We start from the raw sequence: 26,511 nt of genomic DNA, 5'->3' as shown, positions 1-26,511 counted from the left end.
TACCATATATTATTCGGCCGAAGTGCTAACAAAAGAAGATATAAACGCATTCTCTTCCAAAGTCTCTTCATCATTTGATGAGAGATAGGAGGAAGCTTGAATTTCAAACATTTCCGAATACATTCCATTTAATCTCATCAAGCTATCGTGGTTGCCGGCCTCAATAATTCGGCCCTCTTCCAACAATATAATGTTATCAGCTTTTTTGGCAGAAGATAATCTATGAGAGATAAAAACCCCGATTTTTTGATGTGTCAGCTGCTCAAACTTGTTAAAAACTTCTTTCTCTGAATGAGGGTCCAGATATGAGCTTGGTTCGTCCAAAATATAAACATCTGCATTCCTCATAAAGGCTCTGGCGATCGCAACGCGCTGCCATTGTCCACCCGATAGCTGCTGGCCATCATCAAACCATTTTCCAAGCATCGTATTTAATTTGTTGGGCAGCGTGTTGATTAATTTCGTAATACCGGATTGTTCAATGGCTTTCCATACTAACTGTTCATTCTCCTTCTGATTCACATCCCCAAACCCGACATTATCCTTGACCGTCATTTCATATTGGACGAAGTCCTGAAACACCACCCCCATTTTTTCACGGAAGCTCTCTTTATTCAAATCACGTATCGATTGACCATTAATCAGAATGTCACCTTCAAAATTGGAATATAATTGTGTGATCAGCTTAACAATTGTAGATTTGCCAGAACCGTTCTTGCCTACAATGGCTAATTTCTCATTGCTATTTAGCATAAAACTAATATTGGAAATTGCATTTTTATTGGTATTTGGGTATTTGAAGGATACGTTGCGAAATTCAATGCTGTGAATTTGGGATATCCTTTGCTCAATTTCTTGCACCTCTTCTTCCTCGGGCATATCCAAGAAATCAAAGAGCTGCTTTACATATAAGTTATTTTGGCATAGGCTCAAAATTCCCTGAACGATATTTTGCGACGTCGATTGGGTAAGATTGATAGCCTGAATGAAGCTGATTAAATTCCCCAACATGATTTGGCCGATATACGCGCTCCGGACAGCCAGGAAAATAATGAATCCGCAGGCGATCTGATTGATCACCTGAAAGATTAGTGAGGTATACGACCTGCGTGAAGCCAGTTTCTTGTCCTCAAGATGGAAGCCATTGAGTATCGATAAATACCTTTCCCGCAGATAATTCCCCAGTTGGAATATTTTGATTTCTTTAAAGCTGTTGTCTCGAGTAACCAGAAATGACAGATACCAGGATTCGCGCTGCTTTCCAGCTCTCTGATAGTAGGTGTAGAATTCTCTCTGGCCGATCTTCAGGAAAGAATAAAACGACAGACAAGGGATAAGGATAATCACGAAAATAACCCACCACTTCCAAGCGATAAGAATGGCGGAAGCCGAAACTAATGTTACTACACCGCTAATGATTCCGAGCATTTGGACAAATATTTCAAAGGGCCTGTAGTTGGCTTCTCCTTGCGCACGCTGCAGCTTGTTCTGCACATCGGCGTCTTCAAAAGACTGGAGCGTCATCTGATGAGCCTTCTCGATTAATTTTAAATTGACCCGATTGGATAGAAGGCTTTGAAACATTTTCCGGAAATACCCGTCAACGATACCAACGAAGTCTGATAGAATGTTCAGCAACATTAAAAAGCCAAAGGCTAGAAGAATGGGCCTGAACTCTCCTTGAGGCACACTTGCTACTACGCTATTTATCAATTCTCTTGTTGCAAGCAAGGCAATCGCAGGTAAAATCCCTTTAAACAGGTTTGAAATTAAGATGCCGATTAAATAACCGGCATGTGTTTCCCACAGAAGCTTGAATATGCGGGGCCAAAAGAGAAATGTCCGAAATATATTTTTGGAGGAAAACGACACATACTCGTCCTTCATATTTGTATCAGGAGATAACATGTAGAGCTCCTTTCGCATAATAAAAATGAGATGCGGTATATTTGGCTAAGGCCATACATTTAATCTCAAGCTCCCTGTCAACACCGAGCAAACGGTTTAAATGCATATGCACCAAACTGGCTAAAATATCGTGCGGATGATTCGTTAACCCCCGTTGTTTGGCAGTCTCTATGGATTCGGAGTACGTTCTAATCAAGGATCGCCTCTCATCAATTGCTGCAATCATGACATTTGAAGCGTCAGCCTGGTAGAGCCATGAAGGCTTAGAATCTGCGGCTTCAATTAATGTCTTTTTCATCTCTCTGTATGCTTTCATATGTTCCTTCCCGTCAACTCTTTCCTCCAGCCATTTCTTTTGCCCTTCTAAAGTAAGTCCAAAACTAGCTAGAATATCTAGTATATTGACTACTGCTATTACTTCTGAAGCAAGGTTTAATCGTTTACGCCGAGCCTCCCCAAGATAAAGACTTACAAGCTTACTATCTGTAGCAAATATATCTTCTGCCATCTCGATCAACCCTGTTCCACCATATCTCTCGAATTCGGGAACATAGGTGTCTATCGTCATGGAAACCGCGAGACCTGAATTACGCATTCTCTGCATCCATTGACTAATTTGGCCGATCCCCGTAGACCAGAGCTCTTTCGGATCTCCATTAAACCTTAATCTTATGTGGCTTTCCTGATCTTTGTAGCGTACGAAGTAGAACCTTCTGCTCCAATTATTAAATTCAGGTTGTCTCCATAAATCTGCCAAATGCAAGCCCAGCAATTCAACCTCTCGCTCAGAAGTTCCATATAATTTTATATAGAGCCAGTCTTCACCCGGTAGAACGCCTCTGGATGCAACCGGTACATAATTCGGATCGTCTAATAGGCCGCGCTCAGGAGATGATTGAGGCACGCTCTTGATATTTAATAGTGGAAAAACAAATTCGCCAATATATGTTTCTCCTTTAGAGTGTAGAGGCGAACAGCTTGGATGATTCATACATTCCGTTAGAAGCAACTCTTGACCATTTTGAAGTTTCCCCATCTCGCGTCTCAATTCTTCTACACCTAACGGATTATGTAAATCCAACAGCAGTCTGTTATCCCCCATTGCCAAATAAATATACCGAGGTACCTTCCATCTCTCCTTCCATGAATGAAATTTATCAAGCCATTCTTTACTTCCCCCGGACTGCTCTCCCCCCAAGATATACTTTCCCAATCTCCACTGAGCCGAACTAAGTATAATGTTCTTATACCGGAGTCTTGGCAAAAAGGGAGAGTGTTCTACCGGCCCCCAGTTAAAATAGGACCAAGTTTTGGTGAGCTTTCTCGTTATATCACTAAGGAACCTGAAGATCGGAGGGGAAATTCTGTGATTGAACATATGAGTCTGAAGCGGAATGATCTCCCTTCCCAGCTTCTTGGATTTGATATAAAAACGATCATAGGTTGCTCCAACTAGAAGATCGTCGATATGAAGTGTATTTAACTCATTCTTAGATGAAGTCGTACCCGAAACGATCTCATATTCCAATAAATTTTTCCCTATCATAATATTTGATATCCTTCCGCTGGAGGGCATAAACACCATCTCCACTATGGCTGCCTTTGGATGCAATTTCTGAACATGTGAATGAATCTGTTCGAAGTTCTGTATAAACGCTTGATCAAACATATCCAAAAAACGCCCGAAAGTTTTTCCTGCTCCGCTCGATCCAGCACTCGCCCCCAGAACTAACTTATAATCGCCTTGATCGACATGCTCTTGGGAATCAGCTACCAGAGAATAATAAATTTCCAAAGATTCCGGGGCGTTCTGTGGATCATCATTCAGGGCAAGTTCTTGAATATGTTCATCCGTCAGTACACACTCAGCGGAGCCCTCCGCAATTGCCTCGGTTACCAGTTGAAATAGAATCGAGTTGCGAGTATAGGAGACCTGTTGGGTTCCTGGATTAAAATCCGGTTGATAGGCTTTAGGGATACCTAAACCCCAATCGCTATCAAAAAGCTCATTGATTGGAATTTCCTGATAGACCCCATATTTCTCGAGAAAGCGGTTTAAATACTCATTTAATTCATGACCTTCTGGCACATGCAATTTGCACATCAACTCTGCTCCCAAGACAACATCGTTAGTTATGGATCGTGGAAGAGTGACATCCTTCTCCAGCCTCACATCAACCTGAACCAGATTACTGGTCTTAACGACATCAAGCATCTTCTCCGTAAGTCGGCGATAGATGTGCTCACCGTTACCAATCTCGCTGGTTTCATATTGGAGTAACAAAGCCTGAACTTCGCTTAGAATTTCCAACCACTTATCAGATCCCGATTTTCCGGACAAAACCGTTAGTATATGTTCTAGCGGCGGTACATCCATGAGCGGAGGCCGAAGCTCGCTTAATATAAATTCCTGTTCTAACAGCTGGTGCAAATAATTATGAATGATGTTTAAATTGGATTCCGGGAATGCTTCTAGAATTGCTCTCTTTAGCGTTTTCACATCAACAGGTTCTTTTGCTGCCTGAAGCGTGAAACCAACAACCTCTGTCAATCCAATCGAATTGACTCCTTCGGGAATAGCATCAAGATTCAATATCCCGTATTGAGGCCGAAACGGTAATTTGACCCGATCTCCTTTGATCATCAGTGTTCGATTCATTCGAACCTTTAATTCATCAAATATAACGGGATCGGACTCAATTAATTTAATTAAATGAAAGATCCATTCCATATCAGGCCTCGCCCTTTTTTCATTTTCCAGGAACGAACATACCTCCAAGTCGCTCCGGTCTCCGAAATATCCTTGACCGACCCTTGAAAAGAGACCGAAAGGCGTTGTTCGTGTCGACATACGAATAAAATAACGGAACAGGCTGACCAGTGTCTTTTCATATTTTTGAATGGTTTTTTTGTCAGCTTCGTCCGTTGAGGTATTCAAAAACTCATAGAAGGACCTTAGTGACGGAGAGGCAACACTGATTGCTTCCTTGACTATGGATCTAGAGGCCTCTTCTTTTAAACGCCCTATCGTCTCAAGCTCAACCTTCTCGGATTGAAAATTGTGTTGGGACATAACTTGTAAATAGGTATCAAGTGAAAGCAGCGGGGTTCTCACTATAAAAAAATCACATGGCTTAAACCATCGTTCCGATTGTTTTTTCCCTTCATGCATTTCATTGGTTACCCCATCATTTAAGCTGGAATGTTCTTTCATGTTGATCAACCTCCAACATATTATTCATGATATTCATTCTGTATCCTAGCCCATGGCAGGTCACTAATATTTTGGGATTGCTAGGATCCTCCTCTATTTTCTCCCTCAGTTTTCGAATATGGACATATACCGTATTCGAAGAGGTAAATGTATCAACTCCCCAAACCTTATTGATAATATGATCAATATCTATCACCCAGTCTCCGGATTTCAGAAAATATTCAAGCAGCCTATATTCCATCAATGTAAGCATTTGCCCCTCTCCCTGCTTCCAAATCACCTTACAGCTCGGATCAAATATGACATTGGGTGATAAATAAATGACCTCACGCTCCGGTCCTGCTTTCTTTAGATCAGGTTGGGCGGAAAGAGAAAATAACTGACTTAAAATCTCATATTCTAGTTGTTCATTATTTGCCGGCGTGATAAATATAAAAGGAACAGCTCTCTTCTCTCGAAGCCCGTGCCAGATTGACAGGTCCTTCAAAGTTATATTCTTCTGACACACAAGTACTCCCATACATCGATGATCGGTTATCATTTCAATTTGGTTAAAGGAATCACAGGATAATACTTCAATGTTGCTAGAATCAGTAATCCGGTTTAAAAACACCTTAATGGGACTATCTGGTGAAACAGCCACAATTGTTTTTTTCATATAAACCCCCTGTTAGTAATAGTCCTGCTTTACTCAAGCTATGACATGAGAAATAACTCCCTCCATTTTCCCAGATAAATCGGATCATCCCGTTTTCCATAATCAAGCAAGCTCAAAGCAATTCCGACTGCCCCTTGCAGTAAGCCGGGATTGTCAGTACAAACCGTATCTTCTTGATCTCGATAACCAAAAGGGCTTGATTCATCAAACATTTTCATCAATCTCGATGCCACTCTGTCTGCAAACAAAGAAGCTTCATGAATATCACATAGCGCATGCAAATGGTTGGCCAAATGCAATAAACCAGCTAATCCATGGCAAAATGAAGGCGTCATGGAACCGAGCTCATTCTCTCCGAGCCTGAACGTAGATCCCGCAGCTTCAGCAGCAACCTTCTTCCACCCTTCATTGCTACAATAGATTCCTGCCCGCAATAATGTAAGCGAGACTCCTAAAGTGCCGTGACACCAACCTTCGATTTGTCTCGTCTCTTCCTCTTCACTTCGATATGAGCAGCTAGGTTTGGAAGATATCGGCCAGAATCGTCCATATCGGTCCTCTCGAATTTGCAGTGCCAAATAATCGGCAATTCTATGAATCGTATGTTGCAGGTTCTCAACCTCAACTTGTTTGTGAAGAGCTGTAACCAATAAGGCAAGAATGCCGGCAAGCCCATGAGCAATGCCGTGTTGAACCTGTCGATCCATTCCGCAGAGAACAGCATCTATCATAGATTGGGATTCCCCGATGATATTCGTTATTAGAGGAACGGCAATTTCGCGCATTCTATCATCATACCTGCTTGCCTCCAGCACATATCTGGCAACACCGCATAAGCCACTGACAACATCGAGTGAATCCAGGCCTGGAATTTTTCTGCCTTCCGTAAATTGGCTTGCTATATATTGATTTAATTGAGAGAGTGCTTGTTTATAATTCGTTCGATCATCCGATGCTATGAATAGCCCGTAGGCTATCCCTGTTACTCCCGAATAAAGTGAAATGTCAGGAATTCGAAGCGGCATGGCTCTATATAAAGATAATAAATGCTGATGAATGGACTCCTTCCAGCCCCGATCCGGTTCAAGCCGATCCCATTCAGCGAATAATACCCATATGCCAGGAATACCATCGGCTAATGAAATCGGATTCCAGGGAGCAGTTCCCCTGGAAGGAGAACGATTTGTGGGACTCACCGCAATGTTTTCTATATATGGAAGATCAACCAGTCGTTCGGCAATTAATTTACTAATACTAATGGACTGTTCCTTTAAACAGCTTGTCCTCACATCGCTTCCTTCTCCCTTCAAAATATTAAAACGCGAGAAAAGACACGGTTTAAAGTAACCGTGTCTTTTGTTGCCCGCATGCTATTATTAACACGTTCTGCAAAAAGACAAGCTGATTTTGCAATTCAATGTTCCCGTCAGGCATGATGGAGTGCAAATAAGGCCGCTTGCAGGTTGTACTTCATTTGGAGCAACCTCATTTTGTGCAACTTGAAGGTCTAAATCGAATTGGTTGTTCATTAAATTTCACCTCCTTTATTTTACAATTAAATAATATTACTCCATATATTAAATAATCTTTATATTAATCTTAAATATAACTTTATTTTTGAACCCTCCTTAACGATTTGTTAATGAATAATTAAATAGGTTTTAAGGACAGAAAATTGAACTTTCTACGATAATTTAGATAGGCAACAAAAAGGAGGAGACAGCGTGAAAAAGGATATGTTATTTGTCAAAGAGCAAAGCTCAACATACATATATGAAAAGGGACTGGAGATCAGCAAAGAAATTGCGATTCGCTTGAGTGATCCCAAATTCGTGTTTGATTCTGTCCATACGTTAGACAACGTCATGACGGAGACCGACCACTTCCCTTGGGGGGACATTTCTTTGTCTCACGGCTACCCGGGCAATATTCACCTTTTATCGCTATGGCGTAGAATCGATGAATCTATAAATTGGAACCATGCAATACATTCAAATATGGTTGAAGTCCAGTCATGCCTTGCCAGGTACGGAACAGGGGATATTTCCCTATATAGCGGTTGGGCAGGAATCGCATCTGCTGTATACGCTGCTTCGAACCAGGGAGAATTTTATAATCAATTCCTGAATCAGATCCATCGCTGGATGTCACCCATGGTTGAGCAATGGCTGCAAGCAAGCACGGAAATACTGCGTCAGAAGAACGGAGTACCCATGGAGCTATACGATACAATATCAGGTGCGAGCGGCGTAGGAAGATACTTGTTGAAAAATGCAACTGATCCTCTTATCGCTCCGTTAATAGAACCAATCCTTCGCTTCCTTGTCGATCTTACGGAACCCATATGTATAAATGATAAGATGGTTCCAGGCTGGTTTACGCCAAGTAAATTCCACTCCACTGCCGGTGATAAGAGCAATTTTCCCGTAGGCAGCTTCAATTGTGGGATGGCGCATGGGATCCCGGGACCTCTTGCCTTATTATCCGCCGCTTACAACAGCGGAATTGAAGTTCCAGGACAATACAGAGCAATCGAATATATAACCGAATGGTTACTGGATTCGCAAGAAGAGGACGAATTGGGAAGCTATTGGCCGCATATCATTCCTTTCGAAGAGCTCATGACTAAAAATAAACTGCTTCGCCAAAGAGAAGCCTGGTGCTATGGAACACCTGGTGTAGCCTGTGCTTTATATATTTCCTCAATAAGCCTAAACAACACAACCGTAGCCCAGACCGCCCTCCAATCTTTTATAAAAGCGGTTTCATACGAATGCGACAGGAATCGTATGGATTCCCCTTCGTTATGTCATGGTCTGTCCGGTCTTCTCCTTATGAGCTGGAGAATGTGGAACTTCACTAAAGATCCGGCAATCAAGCCATTAATCGATCAACTTATGACCAGGTTGCTTCAACGATTCGACTCCAGCACTCCTCTTGGCTATAAGGATGCGGAACCAGGAGCGGCAAATACGATGCGATGGCTTACAAAAGCCGGGCTTCTTGAAGGAGCTGCAGGAATTGCTGCTACACTCGTCAGCGTCGGAGAGGCAGAGCATAACGATTGGGATTATATGCTTATGCTTTCATAATCCCTCCTTTACTTTGGGATTTATAGAATAAATAGGGTTAATTTCCCATATTATAAATAATCGTAACTGTTCAAAGTTAATATTAGGTAAACGGGAGCTGAACAACGCGTTAATTAAATAGGGAAGTGTCTTCTCCAATTCTTCGAAAACGGCAAAAAGGAGTCTTCATCTGCGAAGACTCCTTTCTTGATCCTGCTATATTATTCTGCTTTAAGTAACCATAAAAGACAGCTAAACAAGCGCCTTCAGCGCAATATCCGTCCGGTTTTGCTTGCCTTCAAATGCAATCGCTTCTGCCCGTTCATAGGCTTTCGTACGTGCTGAAGCGATATCTGCTCCTAAACCGACAATGCCCAGGACACGTCCCCCATTCGTTCTCCACGTCCCATCAGCATCGCGAGAAGTGCCCGCATGAAATACAATCGTCCCGTCCTGCTCATTCTCCAGCCCAGTGATCGCAATTCCTTTCGGATACGATGCAGGATAACCGCCAGAAGCCAGAATGACACATACAGCCGCTTCGTCACTCCACTCCAGCTCAAGATCAGCCAGGTTTCCATTTACGGCAGCAAGGAAAACGTCAAGCAGGTCGGTCTTCAGACGCGGCAATACAACCTGCGTTTCCGGGTCGCCGAATCTGGCGTTAAATTCGATGGTCTTCGGTTTGCCGTCCGGTGTGATCATCAATCCGGCGAACAGAACGCCCCGGAACGGACGCCCTTCGGCTACCATCGCTTTTGCCGTAGGCTTGATGATCGTCTCAATCGCCTCTTCGATGATGGATGGCTGAATATGAGGCAATGGCGAATAAGTTCCCATTCCTCCCGTATTCGGCCCCAGATCTCCATCATAAGCCGGTTTATGATCCTGTGCCGCCGACATCGGCTTCACGGTTTCACCATCCACAAAGGCGAGGATCGACATTTCCTGGCCTTCCAGGAACTCCTCGATGACCACCCGGCTTCCGGCATCGCCAAACACCTTCGATTGCATAATGTCGCTAAGCGCCTGCTCGGCTTCCTCGATCGTTCTTGCAACGGTAACGCCTTTGCCGGCTGCGAGCCCGTCCGCTTTCACGACAATCGGCGCGCCTTGCTCACGCAAGTAAGCAAGCGCCTCCTCATAATTGTCGAACTTCGCGTAAGCTGCCGTCGGAATGCCGTATTTATGGAGCAGATCCTTCATGAAGGTTTTGCTGCCCTCAATTTCGGCTGCATTTTTACGCGGACCAAATACCGGGATGCCTGTAGCGTCAAACGTGTCTACGATACCGTCAGCCAGCGGATCATCCGGACCGACGACAATGAGCCCCACTTGCTTCTCCACGGCGAATGCTGCCAGCTTATCAAATTCCGATACCGGAATCGGCACGCACTCGGCCAGTTGTCCAATGCCAGCATTGCCAGGTGCACAGTAAATCTTATCCGCTTTTGGGCTCTTTGCCAGTGCCCATACGATGGCATGCTCTCTTCCGCCGCCTCCGATAACTAAAATATCCATGGTTTTGCCTCCCGATTCATTTCAATTTACCAATAAAATTTCATAACATGAATGATTTACAGGGCGAAGCGTGAGGTAGCCTTTACCTTCTTGTCCCCCTTAAACTTAAAGGCGGCGCGCTCGAAAGAGCGGCGTCGCCTCTATATGTTGCTGGATGAAAGGTGATCCTTCAGCTGCAGCCTGACGGATGCAGCGAAGCTCCCATTTTATGCTTATGAATTAGTGCTTAAAATGTCTCACGCCAGTGAACACCATGGCAATACCGTATTCGTTGGCAGCCTTGATGGATTCCTCATCCTTAATGGAGCCGCCCGGCTGAATGATGGCGGTAATGCCGGCTTTCGCTGCAAGCTCCACGGTATCTCCCATCGGGAAGAACGCATCGGAAGCAAGAACGGCGCCCTTGGCTTTCTCTCCTGCCTGTTCCACCGCTATGCGCGCCGAGCCGACACGGTTCATCTGACCTGCGCCAACGCCAACGGTCATGTCGTCTGCTGCCAATACGATCGCATTGGACTTCACATGCTTTACAACCTTCCAGCCGAAGAGCAGCTGCTTCAGCTCCTCTTCCGTTGGTTTGCGATCTGTTGCAACTTGCAGGTCTGCGGTATCCAGAGAATGCACATCGCTTTCCTGCACAATCATGCCGCCTTCGATAGTTGTCACGGCAAGAGTGCTTTGGCGCTCCTTGGCCGAGCCGAACTCGCCCATCTTCAGAAGACGGATGTTCTTCTTCTTCGTCAGAATCTCCAGCGCCTCCGGCGTGAAGTCCGGTGCCAGGATAATTTCAAGGAAGATATCCTTCAGCAGATCCGCCGTCGGAGCATCAATCGTCCGGTTCGCTGCCACGATGCCGCCAAAGATGGATGTCGGGTCGGCGTTATAAGCCTTTTGATAAGCTTCCAGCACATTCGTCCCGATGCCAACGCCGCAAGGGTTCATATGCTTCACGGCCACCACGGTCGGCTCGTCAAACTCCTTCACGATCTGCAGGGCTGCATTCGCGTCATTGATATTGTTGTAGGAGAGCTCTTTGCCATGCAGCTGCTCCGCTGTCGTCAAGGTACCCGCAGGTGCCAGCGGTTTACGGTAAAAGGCCGCTTTTTGATGCGGATTCTCGCCGTAACGAAGGTCCTGAATCTTCTCGTAGGTCACGCTAAAGCGCTCAGGAAGCGGATCGCCCGTTACATTCGACAAATAGTCGGAAATCAACGTATCGTAGGCAGCCGTATGACGGAACACCTTGGCTGCAAGACGTTTACGGGTTTCCAAGGTCGTGTCGCCGCCGCCGCGGATTTCCTCAATCACGCTGCCATAATCCGCCGCATCGACAACCACGCTCACAAAAGCATGGTTTTTCGCAGCCGAACGCAGCATCGTTGGACCGCCAATGTCGATATTTTCGATTGCATCTTCATACTCGACATCCGGCTTCGCAATCGTTTCCTGGAATGGGTACAGGTTAACCACGACCATATCGATATAATCGAGGCCCAGCTCCTGCATCTGACGCTGATGCTCTTCGCTGTCACGAATGGCAAGCAGACCGCTGTGCACGGCTGGATGAAGGGTTTTGACGCGTCCGTCCAGAATCTCCGGGAATCCGGTCACATCGGAAATGCCGATGACAGGAACTCCTTCCTTGGCGAGAAGGTTCTTGGTTCCCCCTGTCGAAATGATCTCTACACCCAATGAAGACAACTCGCGGCAAAATTCCACGATGCCGGTTTTATCCGAAACGCTGACCAAAGCTCTTTTGATACCCACGTTCATACCCCCTATTTTGAATGAAAATCAACTAAGTAGACCTGTCTTGATTCCGTATATGCTGTCGAAGATCCATAATTGCAAATTATTTCCCGAGAAATATCGAACATGTCGATTAACAGAAAGACCTTGTCCGCTTTTATTACAAAAGCCTATTCGGTAATCGTCACATTCCGCCCGTTCAGCGAAATCCGCCCCTGGGCAAACCAGGAAACGACTTCGGAGTATAACTTCTGCTCCACCGCGTGAATACGCTGTGCCAGCAATTCCGCCGTATCGCCTTCCTTGATCTCTACAGCTTTCTGAGCAATAACCGGTCCGGTATCCATGCCGCCATCAACGAAATGAACCGTGACACCGGTCATCTTCACGCCATAATCCAGCGCTTGGCCAATCGCGTCTTTACCAGGAAAAGCAGGCAGCAGCGAAGGATGAATGTTAATAATCCGGCCGCTATAGAACTCGACAAAGGACGGACTCAACAACCGCATATATCCTGCAAGGACAATTAATTCGACACCGCGCTGCTGAAGCTCTACCGCAATTTCACGTTCGTAATCTTCCTTCGTGGCATATTCCTTCGGCTGAAACGCGAATACATCCACATTCGCCGCTTGAGCCAGCTCCACGACGGGAGCCTGCGGCTTATCGCATACCAGAATGCTGATTACGCCGCCCAAAGCCCCCCTGTGCTGCGCGTCTGCCAAAGCCTGAAAGTTGCTGCCTCTGCCGGAAGCGAAAACCGCAATCCGAAACGGTCTCATTACACCTCAGCTCCCGTGAAGGTTACGAGACGCTCGCCTTCGGTTACGCGGCCGATCACATAAGCCTCTTCGCCTGCGGAGTGGAGGTATTGAAGCACCCCGTCTGCATCCTGTTCCTTAACGACAAGCACCATGCCGATTCCCATATTAAATGTCGTAAACATATCCTTGTTCGAAATGTTGCCTTTTTCCTGCATCAGCTTAAAGATCGGCAGAATCGGCCAAGAGCCGTATTCGATGTCGACATTGACGCCATCCGGCAGCATGCGCGGAATGTTCTCGATGAATCCGCCGCCCGTAATATGCGCCATGCCCTTTACTTCGATCTCTTTCAACAGTCCGAGCAGCGGCTTGACATAAATTTTTGTTGGTGCGAGCAGCACGTCCCCAAGACGTCCGCCCAGTTCCGGAAGCTCTTGCTGCAGGGAGTAGCCGGCGTCCTCCAGAAGCAGCTTGCGGACAAGCGAGAAGCCATTGCTGTGCACACCGCTGGATGCTAGACCAATCACCGTGTCGCCTGCCGCGATATTCGACCCGTTGATCATTTTGCTTTTGTCGACAATGCCTACGGTAAAGCCCGCGATGTCATACTCGCCTTCGCTGTACATGCCTGGCATTTCCGCCGTCTCTCCGCCGATCAAGGAACAGCCTGCTTGATTGCATCCGTCAGCGATCCCTTTGACAATGGACTCGATTTTGGCGGGAATGACCTTATCACACGCTAAATAGTCGAGAAAAAAGAGCGGTTCTGCGCCTTGCACCACAATATCGTTCACGCACATCGCTACTGCATCGATGCCGATGGTATCATGTTGGTCCATCGCGAATGCGAGCTTCAGCTTTGTGCCGACGCCATCCGTGCCTGAGACGAGTACCGGCTCTTCATATTGGTCTTTATTCAGCTTGAACAGTGCGCCAAAACCCCCGAGGTCGGTCATGACTTCCGGTCTGAAAGTCGTTTTGACATGCTTTTTCATCCGCTCTACCGCTTCGTTGCCTGCAGCGATATCTACGCCTGCTTGTTTGTAAGTATCCGACACGCGCTCAACACTCCTTTTTCGTTATGACGAAAGTATCCGTTCACATATCATTTATGGGCTTAATCAATAATCAGCTTAAAGAGGTTGTTCAAAAAGCTCTCTTTTGATAAGAAAACCAATCGAGGCCAATCAAGGATGAGCGACCGCGATTCAAAGGTAGGTTTTCTTGCGATATAGAATTTCATCAGCTCTGCTGATAACGAATAAATTCTATATCTAACACGAAGTGAATCAGGAAGCCACTCAGCATCGAATCTTGAATTCAGCCAGGCCTTCTGGTGCTCACGTACCAGACGTACGCTCCGCTCCTGACGTCCCTGCTTCATCCAACCTTCTCGGTGCTGAAAACCGACCTTTTTGAACACGCACTTAAAGGATAAAACCTAGAAAAAATGGCTGTCCACTGCAGAATCAGCAGCTGCAGCCCATCTTCTCTTCCCCGTTAAAATCAATCTGCGTCGGGTAATCATTGTCAAAGCAGGCCATGCACAAGCCGCCTTTATGGCTGTGCTCATCATAACCGCCAATGGCGGATATGAGTCCTTCCGGGCTCAGGAACGATAAGGAATCCGCGTTGATCTCCCGGCAGATTTCCTCGATGCTTTTCTCGGAGGCGATCAGCTCCCTGCGGTCCGGCGTATCGATGCCGTAGAAGCAAGGATTCTTGAACGGCGGCGACGTAATCCGTACATGCACTTCGGTCGCGCCCGCTTCGCGAAGCAGATTGACGATCCGACGGGACGTGGTTCCCCGTACAATGGAGTCATCAATCATGACCACCCGTTTGCCTTCGACCACACGCCGTACCGCGCTCAGCTTCATCTTCACGCCCTGCTCGCGCAGCTCCTGGCTCGGTTGAATGAACGTCCGGCCCGTGTATTTATTCTTGATCAATCCCAGCTCATAAGGAATGCCCGTTTGCTCGGCATAACCGATAGCGGCCGAGATGCTGGAATCCGGTACGCCCGTAACCACATCCGCATCCACGAACGATTCCAGGGCCATCTTGCTGCCCATCCGTTTGCGGGCCGAATGCAGGTTGGAGCCGTTCAGATCGCTGTCCGGACGGGAGAAATAAATATATTCCATCGCACACAGCGCTTTGCGTCCCGCTTCCGTATACCGCTCTTCCCGAAGCCCGTTCCGATCGAGAATCAGCAGCTCCCCGGGAGCGACATCGCGGATCGCTTCCGCCCCGATGACTTCAAGTGCACAGGTCTCGGAGGTTAAGATGTACGCATCGCCCAGACGGCCCATCGTCAGCGGACGGAGTCCGTTCGGGTCCGAGGCGACGAGCAGCTTGTCATTGGTCATGAGCAGAAAGGCAAACCCGCCCACCAGACGCCGCAAGGCATCCTTGGCAGCCTCGACAAAGTCCTTCGGCGACCGTGCAATCAGATGCGCAATGACCTCCGTATCGCTGGTCGTCTGGAATATGGAACCCTCCATCTCCAGCTCGCGCCGAAGCTTCGGCTCATTGACGATGTTGCCGTTCGTTGCGATTGCCAGATTGCCTTCGCGGTATTTAAAGACGAGCGGCTGCGCATTCGTCAGCCCGCTGTCCCCGCTGGTTGAATAACGAACATGCCCGATCGACATGCTGCCCTTCAGCGATTCCAGCTTGTCTTTATCAAACACTTCTTTTACCAGTCCCATACCGCGATGATAATTGAAGTTCTCGCCATCGGCCACGCAGATTCCTGCGCTTTCCTCGCCGCGGTGCTGGAGGGCGTGAAGCCCGTAATAGGAAAGGGAGGCGGCATCGGGATGCCCAAACACCCCGAATACGCCGCACTCTTCTTTTAATGTATCGAAAATATCGCTCTGACCTGTTCCCTCATTGTAGTAATCCCCTGTCCACAGTCCTTCGGGTATCAGTTCATGAGACATGGAATGGCATCCTCCCAGACGGATTTCAAAGCCTCCACGGATTCTTCCAGCGCAGAAGCACCGTTAATGTTAATGCTAAGCTTATTCCCGCCGACTACGCCAAGCGCGGTAAATGGAACACCCGCTTCTTGCAGGAGCTTCTCCAGCGCATTCTTATGATCTGGGGACACCGACAACACGATCCGGGATTGGCTCTCGCTAAAGAGCGCTACGTCGTTACGCAGATCGGTTGACCATTGTACGCTCGCCCCAACGTTGCCGCTGATACAGCTCTCCGCCAGCGCGGCTGCAAGTCCCCCCTCCGACACATCATGCGCGGATTGTACCAGACCGGATTGGATGGCCTTCAGTACGCCGCCGAGCAATTTCTTCTCAGTATCCAGGTTCAGTTCAGGCGGTCTGCCTTCCGACACCCCGTGAATGATCGCTTGGAACTCGCTGCCGCCAAGTTCCGCACGGGTATCACCCAGCACATAGATGGCATCGCCTTCCGCCTTGAAGCCTTGTGTTGTAATATGATCCGTATCATGGATCAGGCCGACCATGCCGACAACCGGCGTCGGATAAATCGCGCCTTTGGCATTCTCGTTGTAGAGGCTGACATTACCGCCGATGACCGGCGTTTCAAGCTCACGACAAGCTTCCGCCATGCCGTCCACGGCTTTTTCCATCTGCCAGAAAATTTCTGGTTTCTCCGGGCTTCCGAAGTTCAGGTTATCCGTAATCGCCAGCGGCTCGGCACCGGAGCACACGATATTGCGCGCTGCTTCGCTAACGGCGATTCTGCCGCCAAGCTCAGGGTCGAGGTAGACGTAACGTCCGTTACAGTCCGTTGTCATCGCCAGGGCTTTGCGCGTTCCATGCACCGTTACGACAGCAGCATCCGAACCCGGACGAACGGCCGTGCTGGTGCGAACCATATAATCGTATTGGTTGTATACCCATGCTTTGCTTGCAAGGCTTGGCGAACCGAGCACCTTCTTAAGGGCACCGCCCAAATCCTTCACTTCTTCATAACGAAGCGTATCCACCGCAGCCTGCTCTTTGTAATAAGCCGGTTCCTGGGATGGTTTGTTATAGATCGGGCATTCGTCTACGAGCGCTTTAACCGGCATGTCGCCTACCACCTCACCGTGGTGGATCAGCTTCAGGCGGCCATCGTCCGTCACTTTGCCGACTTTAGCGCAGATAACGCCCCAGCGTTCGAAGATTTCGCGCGCTTGCGCTTCATGCTTCGGCTCAACCACGAACAGCATCCGTTCCTGGGATTCCGATAGCATCATTTCATAAGGCGTCATGCCCTCTTCGCGCTGAGGCACTTGGTCCAGGTACAACTCAAGACCGTTGCCTGCTTTACTTGCCATTTCCGCACTGGAGCAAGTCAACCCAGCCGCGCCCATATCCTGAATGCCCAGCACGATGCCGGAATCAATCAGCTCAAGGCAGGATTCCATCACGAGTTTCTCCATGAAGGGATCGCCAACCTGAACGGCCGTACGGTTCGCTTCGGATTCCTCCGTCAGCTCTACGGAAGCGAAGGTCGCCCCGTGGATGCCATCGCGGCCAGTTGGAGGGCCGACATAGAAGACCGGATTGCCTACCCCTTTTGCAACGCCGCGCTGAATCTTATCATGGTCGATAACGCCGACGCACATCGCATTGACCAGCGGATTGCCTTCATAACTTTCGTCGAATACAACCTCGCCGCCTACCGTCGGGATCCCGATGCAGTTGCCGTAACCGGCAATACCGGATACCACGTGTTCAAACAAATATTTAACGCGATCGCTCTCCAGCTTGCCGAACCGAAGCGAGTTGAGAATCGCTACCGGTCTTGCCCCCATGGAGAAAATATCGCGGATAATGCCGCCAACGCCCGTGGCTGCACCTTGATAAGGCTCTACAGCGGACGGATGGTTATGACTTTCGATTTTGAATACAACCGCCTGGTTGTCGCCGATATCGACGATCCCAGCGCCCTCGCCCGGTCCCATCAGGACGCGCGGGCCGCTTGTCGGGAAACGACGAAGCAGCGGCTTGGAATTTTTGTAGGCACAATGCTCGGACCACATAACACTGAATACGCCGATTTCCGTGTAATTCGGCTTGCGTCCCATGAAGGAACAGATCAGCTCATACTCGCTGTCCGAAACTCCCATTTGCTTGTAAATCTGATGCTCTGCGATCTGTTCTGCTGTCGGTTCCTTAACGGACGTTTGCTGCGCCATGAGTATCCCTCCATGCCTGTAATATGGATGTAAACATTGCTTTACCGTCATCCGAGCCGAGCAAGCTGCTGACCGCGCGCTCCGGATGCGGCATCATGCCGATCACATTGCCGCGCTCGTTGCAGATGCCTGCGATATCCTCGATCGAGCCGTTCGGATTGTTTTGATACGTAAATACGATTTGCCGGTTGTCCCGGAGCTTTTGAAGTGTTTCTTCATCACAGTAATAGTTGCCCTCGCCATGCGCAATGGGAATGACAATCTCTTGCCCCTCCGCGTAATCGCGCGTAAACGGCGTTGTATTATTGTTCACTTTGAGCACCGTGTCATGGCAGCGGAATTTCATTGAATCATTACGGCGCAGTGCTCCCGGAAGGAGTCCGGCTTCCGTCAAAATCTGAAATCCGTTGCAGATGCCAAGAATATACTTGCCCTCTTCTGCCGCCTTCGCCACTTCGCTCATAACCGGGGCGAATCGGGAAATCGCACCACACCGCAGATAATCTCCATAGGAGAATCCGCCGGGTACCAAAATGCAATCGTATGGGGAAAGGTCCGTAGCCGTATGCCACACATAATCCACCGGCTGCGAGATTGCCTCCTCTACCGCCTTATAACAGTCAATATCACAATTGGAGCCAGGAAAGACCAGCACTGCAAATCTCATTGGTTTAGCCCTCCAATTCATAACGGTAGTTCTCAACCACCGTATTAGCCAGAAGCTTTTCACACATTTCTTTCACTCGCTGTTCGGCTTCCTCACGGTTGTCCGTACCCAGCTCAAGTTCCATATATTTACCGATCCGCAGACTCTCCACTTCCTTGTACCCAATCGAATGAAGTGCACCTTGCACCGCTACCCCTTGAGGGTCCAATACGCTCTGCTTAATCGTGACGTAGACCTTTGCTTTCAACATTGTATCCTGTTCCTCCTCGGTATATATGAATGAAATGGTTTATAAAAGCTTTACAGACTTGCGCCCGTGATTCGGCTGTAAATGTCGGTGTAGCGGCGCGTCGTCTCCTCCACCACGGCCTGCGGCAGGGGATCCGGCTCACTGTTCTTATCCCAATCGGACGAAGCGAGATACGTGCGTACAGGCTCCTTATCCATACTGTCAATCTCAATGTCGAGCGCATAATTCTTCTCATCCCAGAAACGGGAGGAATCCGGCGTGAAGATCTCATCGATCAGAATGATCTCTCCGTCGATCAATCCGAACTCAAACTTGCAATCGGCCAAAATAATGCCGTGCTTGCGGCAGTAATCGCGGGCAAACTTGTACAGCATCAGGCTTTTGTCCTGCAGCTGCAATGCCAGCTCTTCGCCGACAAGCTCCTTCATGCGGGATAGCGGGATGTCCTCGTCATGACCGACATCGTTCTTGGCAGCAGGCGTGAAGATCGGTTCCGGAAAAGCCTCATTCTTACGCAGGCCCTCCGGCAGCTTAATGCCGTTGACCTCTCCCGAGGATTGATACTGCCTCCAGCCTCCGCCGGTGATGTATCCGCGCACCACGCATTCGATATCGATGCGCTCGGCCCTCCGGCACACCATGATGCGTCCATCCAGCAGATCCTTGTCCTTGACGGCATCGCCCAGCAGGTTCACGTCGGTATGCACGACATGATTGCGGATAAGCTGCTCCGTTTGTTCGAACCAGAAGGCGCTCAGTTTGTTCAGCACGGTTCCTTTGGCCGGTACAGGAGGCTCCAGCACATAGTCAAAAGCGGAAATACGGTCGGTTACTACAATGAGTACATGCTCGCCCAGGTCGTACAATTCACGAACCTTGCCCTTATACAGCAGCGGTACGTTGACCAGATGAGTGGCGGTCGATAATGCCGGTAATGTCATGTGTTCCTCCCCTTGGGGCGACGTGTGGCTCACGCAGGAGTAACCGTCGCTCCCTATATTTCTAACGGATGAAAAATAGAATGCTCAATATCATATGGACTAAAGGTGAACTAAAGATCTTTAGCTTGTTCATCACTACGAATGCGGATTATTTTTCCGATCCCTGTTGCCCCCAGATTTCCATAAATATGATTTAAAGGTTGAAATCCGGGGACAAAGGGGACCGCTGCGCTTCTACAAAACAATTCCGCCTTCTCCGTTGTAGAAACTTCCTATGCCAGCTAACTACTCCAACCCCAGCTTGGCAAAAATGGTATCCACATGCTTCAGATGCCAGCTTGGATTGAAGGCATCTTCGATCTCTTCGGCGCTGAGCACCTCGGTGATCTCAGGCGTGGATTCCACGATCTCGCGGAATTGACGCTGCTCTTCCCATGCCTGCATGGCTCGAGGTTGAACGGTGTCGTAAGCTTGCTCGCGGCTGAAGCCCTTGTCGATCAGCTTCGTCATGATCCGGCCGGAGAAAGGAACGCCGTATGTGCGAGCCATGTTGCGCTTCATGTTCTCCGGGAAGACTGTCAGGTTCTTCACGATGTTGCCGAAGCGGTTCAGCATGTAGTTCAGCAGCATCGTAGCGTCCGGCAGGATGATACGCTCTACCGAGGAGTGGGAAATATCCCGCTCATGCCAGAGCGACACGTTCTCGTAAGCGGAAACCATGTGGCCGCGAATGACGCGCGCCAGACCCGAGATGTTCTCGGAACCGATCGGATTCCGTTTATGCGGCATCGCGGAGGAGCCTTTTTGTCCTTTGGCGAATGCCTCTTCGACCTCGCGAACCTCACTCTTCTGGAGCGCGCGTACTTCAGTAGCGAACTTCTCAAGCGAAGTACCGATCAGCGCAAGTGTTGCCATGTATTCCGCATGACGGTCACGCTGCAGCGTCTGGGTCGAGATCGGCGCCGGCTTCGTACCGAGCTTGCGGCAGACGAATTCTTCAACCGAAGGATCGATGTTGGCATACGTTCCAACTGCGCCGGAAATTTTACCGTACTGCACGCCGTCAGCCGCATGACGGAAACGCTCCAGGTTGCGGATCATCTCCTCATGCCACAGCGCCATTTTCAAACCGAAGGTTGTCGGCTCTGCGTGCACGCCATGCGTTCTGCCCATCATCGGGGTATGCTTGTAGGCCAGTGCCTTCTCTTTCAAAATACCGATAAAACGCAGGATGTCCTGCTCCAAAATATCGTTGGCTTGTTTGAGCAGATATCCCATCGCGGTATCAACGACATCCGTCGAAGTCAATCCGTAGTGGACCCATTTGCGCTCCTCGCCAAGACTTTCCGATACCGCGCGTGTAAAAGCGATGACATCATGGCGGGTTTCCTGCTCGATTTCATAAATCCGGTCCATATTAAAGGTCGCATTCTGGCGAAGCTTAACGGTATCTTCCTTCGGAATGACACCTAGATCGGCCCATGCCTCGCATGCGCACAATTCCACTTCCAGCCATGCTCTGAATTTGTTCTCCTCGGTCCAAATCGCCCGCATTTCCGGTCTGCTATAACGTTCAATCATCGTTTAATCCTGCCTCCAAATATTAGTTTTCTCTACCCATTCAAGCGCTGCATCGACATCCCCGCACAAGAGGTTGATATGTCCCATCTTGCGGTTAAACTTCGACTCGCTCTTGCCGTATAGATGAAGCTTAGGCACAACGCCGAGAGACTCTGCAAGCGCGTCGTGCTCTCCAAAACGCCGTACCGCTTCCTCCAGATGCTGCCCCAGGAGGTTCACCATGACGACCGGGCTCAGCAGCGTTGTGTCCCCGAGCGGCAAATCGCAGATCGCTCTCACATGCTGCTCGAATTGGGAGGTTGAGCATGCCTCCATCGTATAGTGACCCGAGTTATGCGGACGAGGTGCAAGCTCATTCACGTACAGCTCCCCATCCTCGGTCACAAACATCTCGACAGCCAGCAGGCCAACAGCTCCCATTCCTTCTGCCACACGTTCCGCGAGCTGGCATGCTTTGCGCTTTACTTCACTCGTCACGCGAGCAGGCACAATCGACAAGTGCAAAATATTGTTGACATGCACGTTCTCTGCCGGAGGGAAGCTCTTCACGATGCCGCTGGGGGTGCGCGCCGCGATCACAGAGATCTCGCACGCAAACTTCACAAACTTCTCCAACACCAGCTCAGTCCCGCTGGCAGCCAGCTCCCTGTAGGCTGATTCCAGCTCATCTTCGCTGCGGAGAACCGCTTGCCCTTTACCATCATAACCTCCCATGGCGGTCTTAAGCACGCAGGGAAGTCCAAGTTCAGAGGCAGCGGATCGTAAATCTTCCAAGCTTGTTATTTCACGATACGGTGCAACCGGTACGCCAGCCGCTTCAATCGCGGCCTTCTCGCGCAGCCGGTGCTGCGTGGTGTACAACAGCTTGCTTCCTTGCGGAACATAAGACTGCTCCTCCAGAAGCTGGGCCACGCCCGCATCGACATTTTCGAATTCGTACGTAATGACATCAGCCTTGACGGCGAGCTGCCGGGCAGCCTCCACATCGTCATACCGGGCCGTAACCTGCTCGGCCATCTGGCCGAGCGGGGAGTTCGGCGTCGGATCGAGGGTGACGAACGAATATCCCATCCGGATCCCGTCCAGCGCGATCATCCGTCCGAGCTGTCCCCCGCCAAGTACGCCAATGACGGAACCAGGCAGTAGCTTTTTGCCAGATACGCGCGTCTGCTGTGCTCCGTTCTCCATCATAAGTTATCGCTGCTTTCCAGCACTTCATCACGGATACGGTCTCGGCGCGCTTGAACTCTTTCGCGAATCCCTGCATCCGAAGTGCCTAAAATCTGGGCTGCGAGCAATCCGGCGTTCGTGGCTCCCGCTTTGCCGATCGCTACAGTCGCTACCGGAATGCCCCCTGGCATCTGCACGATCGACAGCAATGAATCCAATCCCTTCAGCGCTTTCGATTTCACCGGAACGCCAATGACCGGCAATACCGTCTTCGAAGCGACCATCCCGGGCAGATGAGCGGCTCCGCCGGCTCCAGCAATAATGACGCGAAGCCCCCGGCCTTCCGCTTCCTCGGCATACCGGAACATCAAGTCCGGCGTCCGGTGAGCGGATACGACTTTTTTCTCATAAGGAATTTCAAGCTCGTCTAGCACCTGGCATGCATGGGACATCGTATCCCAATCTGATTGGCTTCCCATAATGACTCCTACTTGTGCTGTCATGAGTTACCCCCGCTTTCTTCGAAATTCGACAATATCCTGGTTAACTGCTGAAAAAAAAGTCCGATCCCGTAAACACAAAGTCTGTGCAGGTCTCGGACATACAAGGATTACGAACGCTGCTGCCTGCGTCAAGCAGAAGAATCTTGCGCATCCGCTCGCCTAAGAGGCAAACACGAAATCAAGCCCCGTCGTAGCCGCACCGTTTGTATTCCCTCGTAGTCCGAAAATTTACGGTTTCCGGGTAGAGACTTCCGGGCCATATCCCCGGCTTTATACGAGAAATATTAAATTTCATCAATCATGCTTCATAAGTTATTTTGAACCTCAACATCCTCAGTTTATCAATTTCTGACACCTCATGTCAACCTAAACACGAACAATCGGATTTATAGAAAATATAATGTTCGTATCTGGCAAGTGAGCAATGCAGCAGCAAAAACTTCCAGGAGGCTGCGGGCTAAATAAAAGGCGTGGGCAATGTCGGACTGGAAAAGCCGTGAGCAGTACATGTGGAGCATTGGCAGCCGCTGCGCTGACGCATCGTGATTCCGATCGGCTGTTAAACACGGGAAACTGGATTGAACTAAATAGGGATGTTTCCCGTGTTTAAAGGCGAACGCTGGCGCTTCTCCATCCACGATTCGTCCGCTCCGCTGGAGCATCTTCAATGAAGAATTTTTTTGCTGCTGCATAGAGGGTAAGGGAAAAGTGTTATCGCAGAATTAAATAAGACCGTATTCTGCTCTTTACTGTAATTACTTACAAGGAAGATAAAGGCGAATGTCGAATTCTTAACAGCTGCACTAGTATTAAATACAACAAAACAACTAATCCGACATTTATACCAGTTGGGTTGGTCTGTTTAAATGCTACAAACAGAATCTATTCTTAGGAGGCGCCTATGGCTATTTATCTCGTTAGGCATGGTCAAGATGAAGAAGGGTACCGCGGAGGGTGGAGCCAGCGCGGGCTCATAAACGAAGGGATCGGGCAAGCGGAGAAGCTGGGGCAATACTTGAATGAACACAAGCATGTTTATAATATCCACCGGATCGTGTGTAGCGATCTGCAGAGGGCTTATCAGACTGCGGCCATCATTGCCGATAAGCTTGGCCTTCCCTTTCAAGCTTTCGAGGATTGGCGGGAGATGAATAATGGTCTGCTCGCCGGAATGCCCAACCCCATAGCAGAGGAGAGGTATCCAGGTTTGTATTTTTCCAGTTTACGGATGGACGAAAAATACCCTGGCGGTGAGAGCCCCCAGGAGAATTTTGTGCGGATTAAGGATACCTTCACCAAACTATGCCAAGATCAGGTATCGGCGAATCATCATGAGAACGTATTGGTTGTCACTCACGGTGGAGTTATCAATATCATTTATCATCTGATGAAGGATATAACATGGAGCAATAAGAATCCGTTCTTTCCCGTGGCGAACACTGGGCTGCACAAGATCGAATACCGCGACGGACGTTGGGAGCTTACCCTGGAGAATGCAACACCTCATCTATAACTGAAAAAAACTGCGTTTCATCTCACGCCCGTTCTACTGCTCACCATGCTTCATGGCATCTACATATTGTTTGGCTTCCACCAAAGACAAACCTAATTCTTCTCGTACGATTTTAATCGCTTTAATCTCCTGCCCTTCCTCCAGCAGCCTTTTGGCTTCCTCATGTACCGGCGGCTCGGGTATGCCTAATTGGTTTGCAATTTGTTTTAACGTGTTCTGCTGCAGTTTCATTCGCTTCTCCATTGCCGACATTCGACTGGAAACCATAAAACAGACCAAAACAACCAAGACTATAAGTAGAATAATTTCCATATGAACCTCCGCTTATAAAAAAACTATCACCCTAACAGACCGCTGTTAGTTCGAAGACGCAGACCCTATCGATTACGATAAGAATGAAGCGGTACCTGCGGATGCAAAACCGAACAACGTTTGAATCCCAGAAAAACGTCATCGACGTACTTTCTCAGAAAAAAGGGACGCCTCAGCGTCCCCAACAACATTATTTCACTACCAGTACCGGGATCTTTGCATGCTGCACTACGTTATGGCTGACACTGCCGAGTACAAACTCGCGAATTCCGCCAAGACCGCGGCTGCCGATGACAATAAGATCACTGCCGTTCTGATTCGCGTACTCCAGAATAACTTCAGCCGGAGGACCCTGGATCATCTCCACTTGACCGGTAACGCCTGAGTTCTCAATCCGCTCGCGGATTTCCTCTGTCGTCTGCACGGCAAGATCGTAGACATCTTTATTAAGTGAAGCTGGAATCGGGGCAAGCCCTTCCCCAACGAAGAAACGCGGAAAATCGTAAGCATGAATGACATCCAGCGTAGCTCCCGGTGTTACCTTAGCAAGTTCAACCGCACGTCCGAGCGCTTTATTCGCTGCTTTGGAGCCGTCGTAAGCTAGAAGAATTTTAGTAAAAAGCATACAGGCCACCTCTTTCTATAGTTAAAAGACCTACTACTTATTATTAAACAACTTCATACCGATATGAAACGAGCTTGCTGACTTGCTGTGATGTTCCTATGTAATTCAGATGAATCCGACTTATCCCCAGAAGTACGTGTATAGCGCGACATTCACGACTAACAACAGCGGCACGCCCAGTTTAAAAGATAAATGCCTCGTTTTATGACGTTTGCGGTACATGGCAATCCATACACCCAAGGCCCCGCCGATGGCAGCTAGCAGAAATAGTGTTCGCTCCGGAACCCGATCCCGTCCCATTCTGGCACGCCGTTTATCCTCGGACATGACCAGATAGGCTACCGCATTGATAAAAATAAACCAAACGATCAGTGCAGGTCTCACGTTGGTTCACGCACCCCCATTCCAACTGATCGATCTTGCCCAATCAGCCATTTGCTTTGCGTTCTACTGTTATTATAGAACTGCAGGCTAATGAAGACAATGCCAGCTAAACAATCTTAGCCCATAGGCAAGCCATCTATGAACGCCATTATTAGGACACGGCCGACGTCATAAATCGGAGCGGACCCGTGTCCGGCATAATGACAACCAGACCATACTCAACCACTACGAAAACTTATGATTCATTCTTGGATATTTCGTTCAGGCTCGGAACATAGTCTGCAGCCTTTTTCGGTTTGAGGGTCTTGCTCTCCTCAAGAATGCTTGATTTGTTCTGCTGGTTTTCGGTTTTTCTTGCTTTATGATTCGGCATGCAATTCACCCCCTGTCCGTAGAATGAGCCATTGCACCCGAGGTTATGCTAACACCGGCAAGAAAAACGCATTTCAAGCCTTGGAAGATGCACATCATGGGACTACAGCAGCACCCCTCGGCAGATTCACC

At 48.8% G+C, this 26,511-nt stretch carries 24 protein-coding genes and 1 riboswitch; of the genes, 2 read left to right on the top strand and 22 right to left on the bottom strand.

Features of this window, described 5'->3' with window-relative positions; all coding sequences use genetic code 11:
• Window positions 1-9 precede the first annotated feature (9 nt).
• The 5 genes from MKY48_RS05030 to MKY48_RS05010 all read right to left on the bottom strand — a co-directional run bounded on the left by MKY48_RS05030 (window position 10) and on the right by MKY48_RS05010 (window position 7,309).
• A complete protein-coding gene (locus MKY48_RS05030; protein ID WP_339270500.1) occupies window positions 10-1,908 on the bottom strand; it encodes an ABC transporter ATP-binding protein in 1,899 nt (632 codons plus the stop codon).
• A complete protein-coding gene (locus MKY48_RS05025) occupies window positions 1,895-5,122 on the bottom strand; it encodes a lantibiotic dehydratase (protein WP_339270498.1) in 3,228 nt (1,075 codons plus the stop codon). The genes MKY48_RS05030 and MKY48_RS05025 overlap by 14 nt, the downstream gene beginning before the upstream one ends.
• The gene (locus MKY48_RS05020) at window positions 5,097-5,780 is read right to left on the bottom strand and encodes a winged helix-turn-helix domain-containing protein (protein WP_339270496.1); all 684 of its coding nucleotides are present in this window, start codon (window positions 5,778-5,780) and stop codon (window positions 5,097-5,099) included. Before MKY48_RS05020 ends, MKY48_RS05025 begins: the two co-directional genes overlap by 26 nt.
• 38 nt (window positions 5,781-5,818) lie before the next feature.
• Complete coding sequence (locus tag MKY48_RS05015; protein WP_339270494.1) at window positions 5,819-7,069, bottom strand: lanthionine synthetase C family protein; 1,251 nt, start codon at window positions 7,067-7,069, stop codon at window positions 5,819-5,821.
• A gap of 87 nt (window positions 7,070-7,156) precedes the next feature.
• Window positions 7,157-7,309: an FDLD family class I lanthipeptide gene (locus MKY48_RS05010; protein ID WP_220686521.1), complete on the bottom strand. Its 153-nt coding sequence runs from the start codon at window positions 7,307-7,309 to the stop codon at window positions 7,157-7,159.
• A 195-nt stretch (window positions 7,310-7,504) separates the two neighbouring features.
• Between MKY48_RS05010 and MKY48_RS05005 the strand changes: the two genes are divergently transcribed.
• Window positions 7,505-8,872, top strand: a complete 1,368-nt coding sequence (locus MKY48_RS05005; RefSeq protein WP_339270492.1) for a lanthionine synthetase C family protein — start codon at window positions 7,505-7,507, stop codon at window positions 8,870-8,872.
• A 231-nt stretch (window positions 8,873-9,103) separates the two neighbouring features.
• Here MKY48_RS05005 and purD read toward each other — a convergent pair whose 3' ends face one another.
• The 13 genes from purD to purE form a co-directional block, all read right to left on the bottom strand.
• Window positions 9,104-10,372: a phosphoribosylamine--glycine ligase gene (gene purD / locus MKY48_RS05000; RefSeq protein ID WP_339292416.1), complete on the bottom strand. Its 1,269-nt coding sequence runs from the start codon at window positions 10,370-10,372 to the stop codon at window positions 9,104-9,106.
• Between the two features lie 219 nt (window positions 10,373-10,591).
• The gene (purH, locus tag MKY48_RS04995; RefSeq protein ID WP_339270488.1) at window positions 10,592-12,139 is read right to left on the bottom strand and encodes a bifunctional phosphoribosylaminoimidazolecarboxamide formyltransferase/IMP cyclohydrolase; all 1,548 of its coding nucleotides are present in this window, start codon (window positions 12,137-12,139) and stop codon (window positions 10,592-10,594) included.
• 152 nt (window positions 12,140-12,291) lie between these two features.
• Entirely contained in the window at window positions 12,292-12,903 is a 612-nt protein-coding gene (gene purN, locus MKY48_RS04990) for a phosphoribosylglycinamide formyltransferase (RefSeq protein ID WP_339270486.1), read from the bottom strand.
• Window positions 12,903-13,943 (bottom strand): phosphoribosylformylglycinamidine cyclo-ligase, encoded by a 1,041-nt coding sequence (purM, locus tag MKY48_RS04985; RefSeq protein WP_339270484.1) that lies wholly within the window; start codon window positions 13,941-13,943, stop codon window positions 12,903-12,905. The genes purN and purM overlap by 1 nt, the downstream gene beginning before the upstream one ends.
• A gap of 59 nt (window positions 13,944-14,002) precedes the next feature.
• Window positions 14,003-14,269 carry a hypothetical protein gene (locus tag MKY48_RS04980; protein WP_339270482.1) on the bottom strand — a complete coding sequence of 89 codons (267 nt, stop codon included), beginning with the start codon at window positions 14,267-14,269 and terminating at the stop codon, window positions 14,003-14,005.
• Window positions 14,270-14,354: 85 nt separating this feature from the next.
• Window positions 14,355-15,833 (bottom strand): amidophosphoribosyltransferase, encoded by a 1,479-nt coding sequence (gene purF / locus MKY48_RS04975; RefSeq protein ID WP_339270480.1) that lies wholly within the window; start codon window positions 15,831-15,833, stop codon window positions 14,355-14,357.
• Window positions 15,818-18,061, bottom strand: a complete 2,244-nt coding sequence (purL, locus tag MKY48_RS04970; RefSeq protein WP_339270479.1) for a phosphoribosylformylglycinamidine synthase subunit PurL — start codon at window positions 18,059-18,061, stop codon at window positions 15,818-15,820. Before purL ends, purF begins: the two co-directional genes overlap by 16 nt.
• Entirely contained in the window at window positions 18,039-18,728 is a 690-nt protein-coding gene (purQ, locus tag MKY48_RS04965; protein WP_076325609.1) for a phosphoribosylformylglycinamidine synthase subunit PurQ, read from the bottom strand. Before purQ ends, purL begins: the two co-directional genes overlap by 23 nt.
• Window positions 18,729-18,732: 4 nt before the next feature.
• Window positions 18,733-18,978, bottom strand: coding sequence for a phosphoribosylformylglycinamidine synthase subunit PurS (purS, locus tag MKY48_RS04960; RefSeq protein ID WP_006208285.1), 246 nt, complete (start codon window positions 18,976-18,978; stop codon window positions 18,733-18,735).
• Between the two features lie 50 nt (window positions 18,979-19,028).
• The gene (locus MKY48_RS04955) at window positions 19,029-19,919 is read right to left on the bottom strand and encodes a phosphoribosylaminoimidazolesuccinocarboxamide synthase (protein ID WP_339270476.1); all 891 of its coding nucleotides are present in this window, start codon (window positions 19,917-19,919) and stop codon (window positions 19,029-19,031) included.
• A 285-nt stretch (window positions 19,920-20,204) separates the two neighbouring features.
• Window positions 20,205-21,500: an adenylosuccinate lyase gene (gene purB, locus MKY48_RS04950; RefSeq protein ID WP_098742011.1), complete on the bottom strand. Its 1,296-nt coding sequence runs from the start codon at window positions 21,498-21,500 to the stop codon at window positions 20,205-20,207.
• 3 nt (window positions 21,501-21,503) lie between these two features.
• A complete protein-coding gene (gene purK / locus MKY48_RS04945) occupies window positions 21,504-22,691 on the bottom strand; it encodes a 5-(carboxyamino)imidazole ribonucleotide synthase (RefSeq protein WP_339270472.1) in 1,188 nt (395 codons plus the stop codon).
• Window positions 22,688-23,173, bottom strand: coding sequence for a 5-(carboxyamino)imidazole ribonucleotide mutase (gene purE, locus MKY48_RS04940; protein ID WP_009592351.1), 486 nt, complete (start codon window positions 23,171-23,173; stop codon window positions 22,688-22,690). Before purE ends, purK begins: the two co-directional genes overlap by 4 nt.
• 196 nt (window positions 23,174-23,369) lie before the next feature.
• A riboswitch (purine riboswitch) is annotated at window positions 23,370-23,471 on the bottom strand.
• A 603-nt stretch (window positions 23,472-24,074) separates the two neighbouring features.
• On the opposite strand from purE, the gene MKY48_RS04935 reads away from it, so the two are divergent.
• Window positions 24,075-24,686 carry a histidine phosphatase family protein gene (locus MKY48_RS04935; RefSeq protein ID WP_339270470.1) on the top strand — a complete coding sequence of 204 codons (612 nt, stop codon included), beginning with the start codon at window positions 24,075-24,077 and terminating at the stop codon, window positions 24,684-24,686.
• Window positions 24,687-24,719: 33 nt separating this feature from the next.
• Here the strand turns inward: MKY48_RS04935 and MKY48_RS04930 are convergent, their stop codons facing one another.
• From MKY48_RS04930 to MKY48_RS04915, 4 genes are all read right to left on the bottom strand, one after another.
• Window positions 24,720-24,998: a hypothetical protein gene (locus MKY48_RS04930; RefSeq protein WP_339270468.1), complete on the bottom strand. Its 279-nt coding sequence runs from the start codon at window positions 24,996-24,998 to the stop codon at window positions 24,720-24,722.
• A gap of 190 nt (window positions 24,999-25,188) precedes the next feature.
• Complete coding sequence (locus tag MKY48_RS04925; protein WP_076325615.1) at window positions 25,189-25,623, bottom strand: universal stress protein; 435 nt, start codon at window positions 25,621-25,623, stop codon at window positions 25,189-25,191.
• A gap of 120 nt (window positions 25,624-25,743) precedes the next feature.
• Window positions 25,744-26,007 (bottom strand): DUF1294 domain-containing protein, encoded by a 264-nt coding sequence (locus tag MKY48_RS04920; protein WP_076325616.1) that lies wholly within the window; start codon window positions 26,005-26,007, stop codon window positions 25,744-25,746.
• 235 nt (window positions 26,008-26,242) lie between these two features.
• Window positions 26,243-26,380, bottom strand: coding sequence for a hypothetical protein (locus tag MKY48_RS04915; RefSeq protein WP_012819087.1), 138 nt, complete (start codon window positions 26,378-26,380; stop codon window positions 26,243-26,245).
• Window positions 26,381-26,511 lie beyond the last annotated feature (131 nt).

It is taken from the genome of Paenibacillus sp. FSL W8-0187, assembly GCF_037969755.1.
Taxonomy (GTDB): Bacteria; Bacillota; Bacilli; order Paenibacillales; family Paenibacillaceae; genus Paenibacillus_AQ.
This window is presented reverse-complemented; position numbering and strand designations above follow the sequence as displayed.

Excerpts from the sequence above, each read along its gene's own strand:
- MKY48_RS04925 (WP_076325615.1), bottom strand. The coding sequence starts at position 25,623 with ATGCTTTTTACTAAAATTCTTCTAGCTTACGACGGCTCCAAAGCAGCG.
- purN (WP_339270486.1), bottom strand. The coding sequence starts at position 12,903 with ATGAGACCGTTTCGGATTGCGGTTTTCGCTTCCGGCAGAGGCAGCAAC.
- MKY48_RS04935 (WP_339270470.1), top strand. The coding sequence starts at position 24,075 with ATGGCTATTTATCTCGTTAGGCATGGTCAAGATGAAGAAGGGTACCGC.
- purL (WP_339270479.1), bottom strand. The coding sequence starts at position 18,061 with ATGGCGCAGCAAACGTCCGTTAAGGAACCGACAGCAGAACAGATCGCA.
- MKY48_RS04930 (WP_339270468.1), bottom strand. The coding sequence starts at position 24,998 with ATGGAAATTATTCTACTTATAGTCTTGGTTGTTTTGGTCTGTTTTATG.
- purB (WP_098742011.1), bottom strand. The coding sequence starts at position 21,500 with ATGATTGAACGTTATAGCAGACCGGAAATGCGGGCGATTTGGACCGAG.
- purE (WP_009592351.1), bottom strand. The coding sequence starts at position 23,173 with ATGACAGCACAAGTAGGAGTCATTATGGGAAGCCAATCAGATTGGGAT.
- purK (WP_339270472.1), bottom strand. The coding sequence starts at position 22,691 with ATGATGGAGAACGGAGCACAGCAGACGCGCGTATCTGGCAAAAAGCTA.
- MKY48_RS05025 (WP_339270498.1), bottom strand. The coding sequence starts at position 5,122 with ATGAAAGAACATTCCAGCTTAAATGATGGGGTAACCAATGAAATGCAT.
- purF (WP_339270480.1), bottom strand. The coding sequence starts at position 15,833 with ATGTCTCATGAACTGATACCCGAAGGACTGTGGACAGGGGATTACTAC.
- purS (WP_006208285.1), bottom strand. The coding sequence starts at position 18,978 with ATGTTGAAAGCAAAGGTCTACGTCACGATTAAGCAGAGCGTATTGGAC.
- MKY48_RS04915 (WP_012819087.1), bottom strand. The coding sequence starts at position 26,380 with ATGCCGAATCATAAAGCAAGAAAAACCGAAAACCAGCAGAACAAATCA.
- purD (WP_339292416.1), bottom strand. The coding sequence starts at position 10,372 with ATGGATATTTTAGTTATCGGAGGCGGCGGAAGAGAGCATGCCATCGTA.
- MKY48_RS05020 (WP_339270496.1), bottom strand. The coding sequence starts at position 5,780 with ATGAAAAAAACAATTGTGGCTGTTTCACCAGATAGTCCCATTAAGGTG.
- purQ (WP_076325609.1), bottom strand. The coding sequence starts at position 18,728 with ATGAGATTTGCAGTGCTGGTCTTTCCTGGCTCCAATTGTGATATTGAC.
- MKY48_RS04955 (WP_339270476.1), bottom strand. The coding sequence starts at position 19,919 with ATGACATTACCGGCATTATCGACCGCCACTCATCTGGTCAACGTACCG.
- MKY48_RS04980 (WP_339270482.1), bottom strand. The coding sequence starts at position 14,269 with ATGAAGCAGGGACGTCAGGAGCGGAGCGTACGTCTGGTACGTGAGCAC.
- MKY48_RS05010 (WP_220686521.1), bottom strand. The coding sequence starts at position 7,309 with ATGAACAACCAATTCGATTTAGACCTTCAAGTTGCACAAAATGAGGTT.
- MKY48_RS05030 (WP_339270500.1), bottom strand. The coding sequence starts at position 1,908 with ATGTTATCTCCTGATACAAATATGAAGGACGAGTATGTGTCGTTTTCC.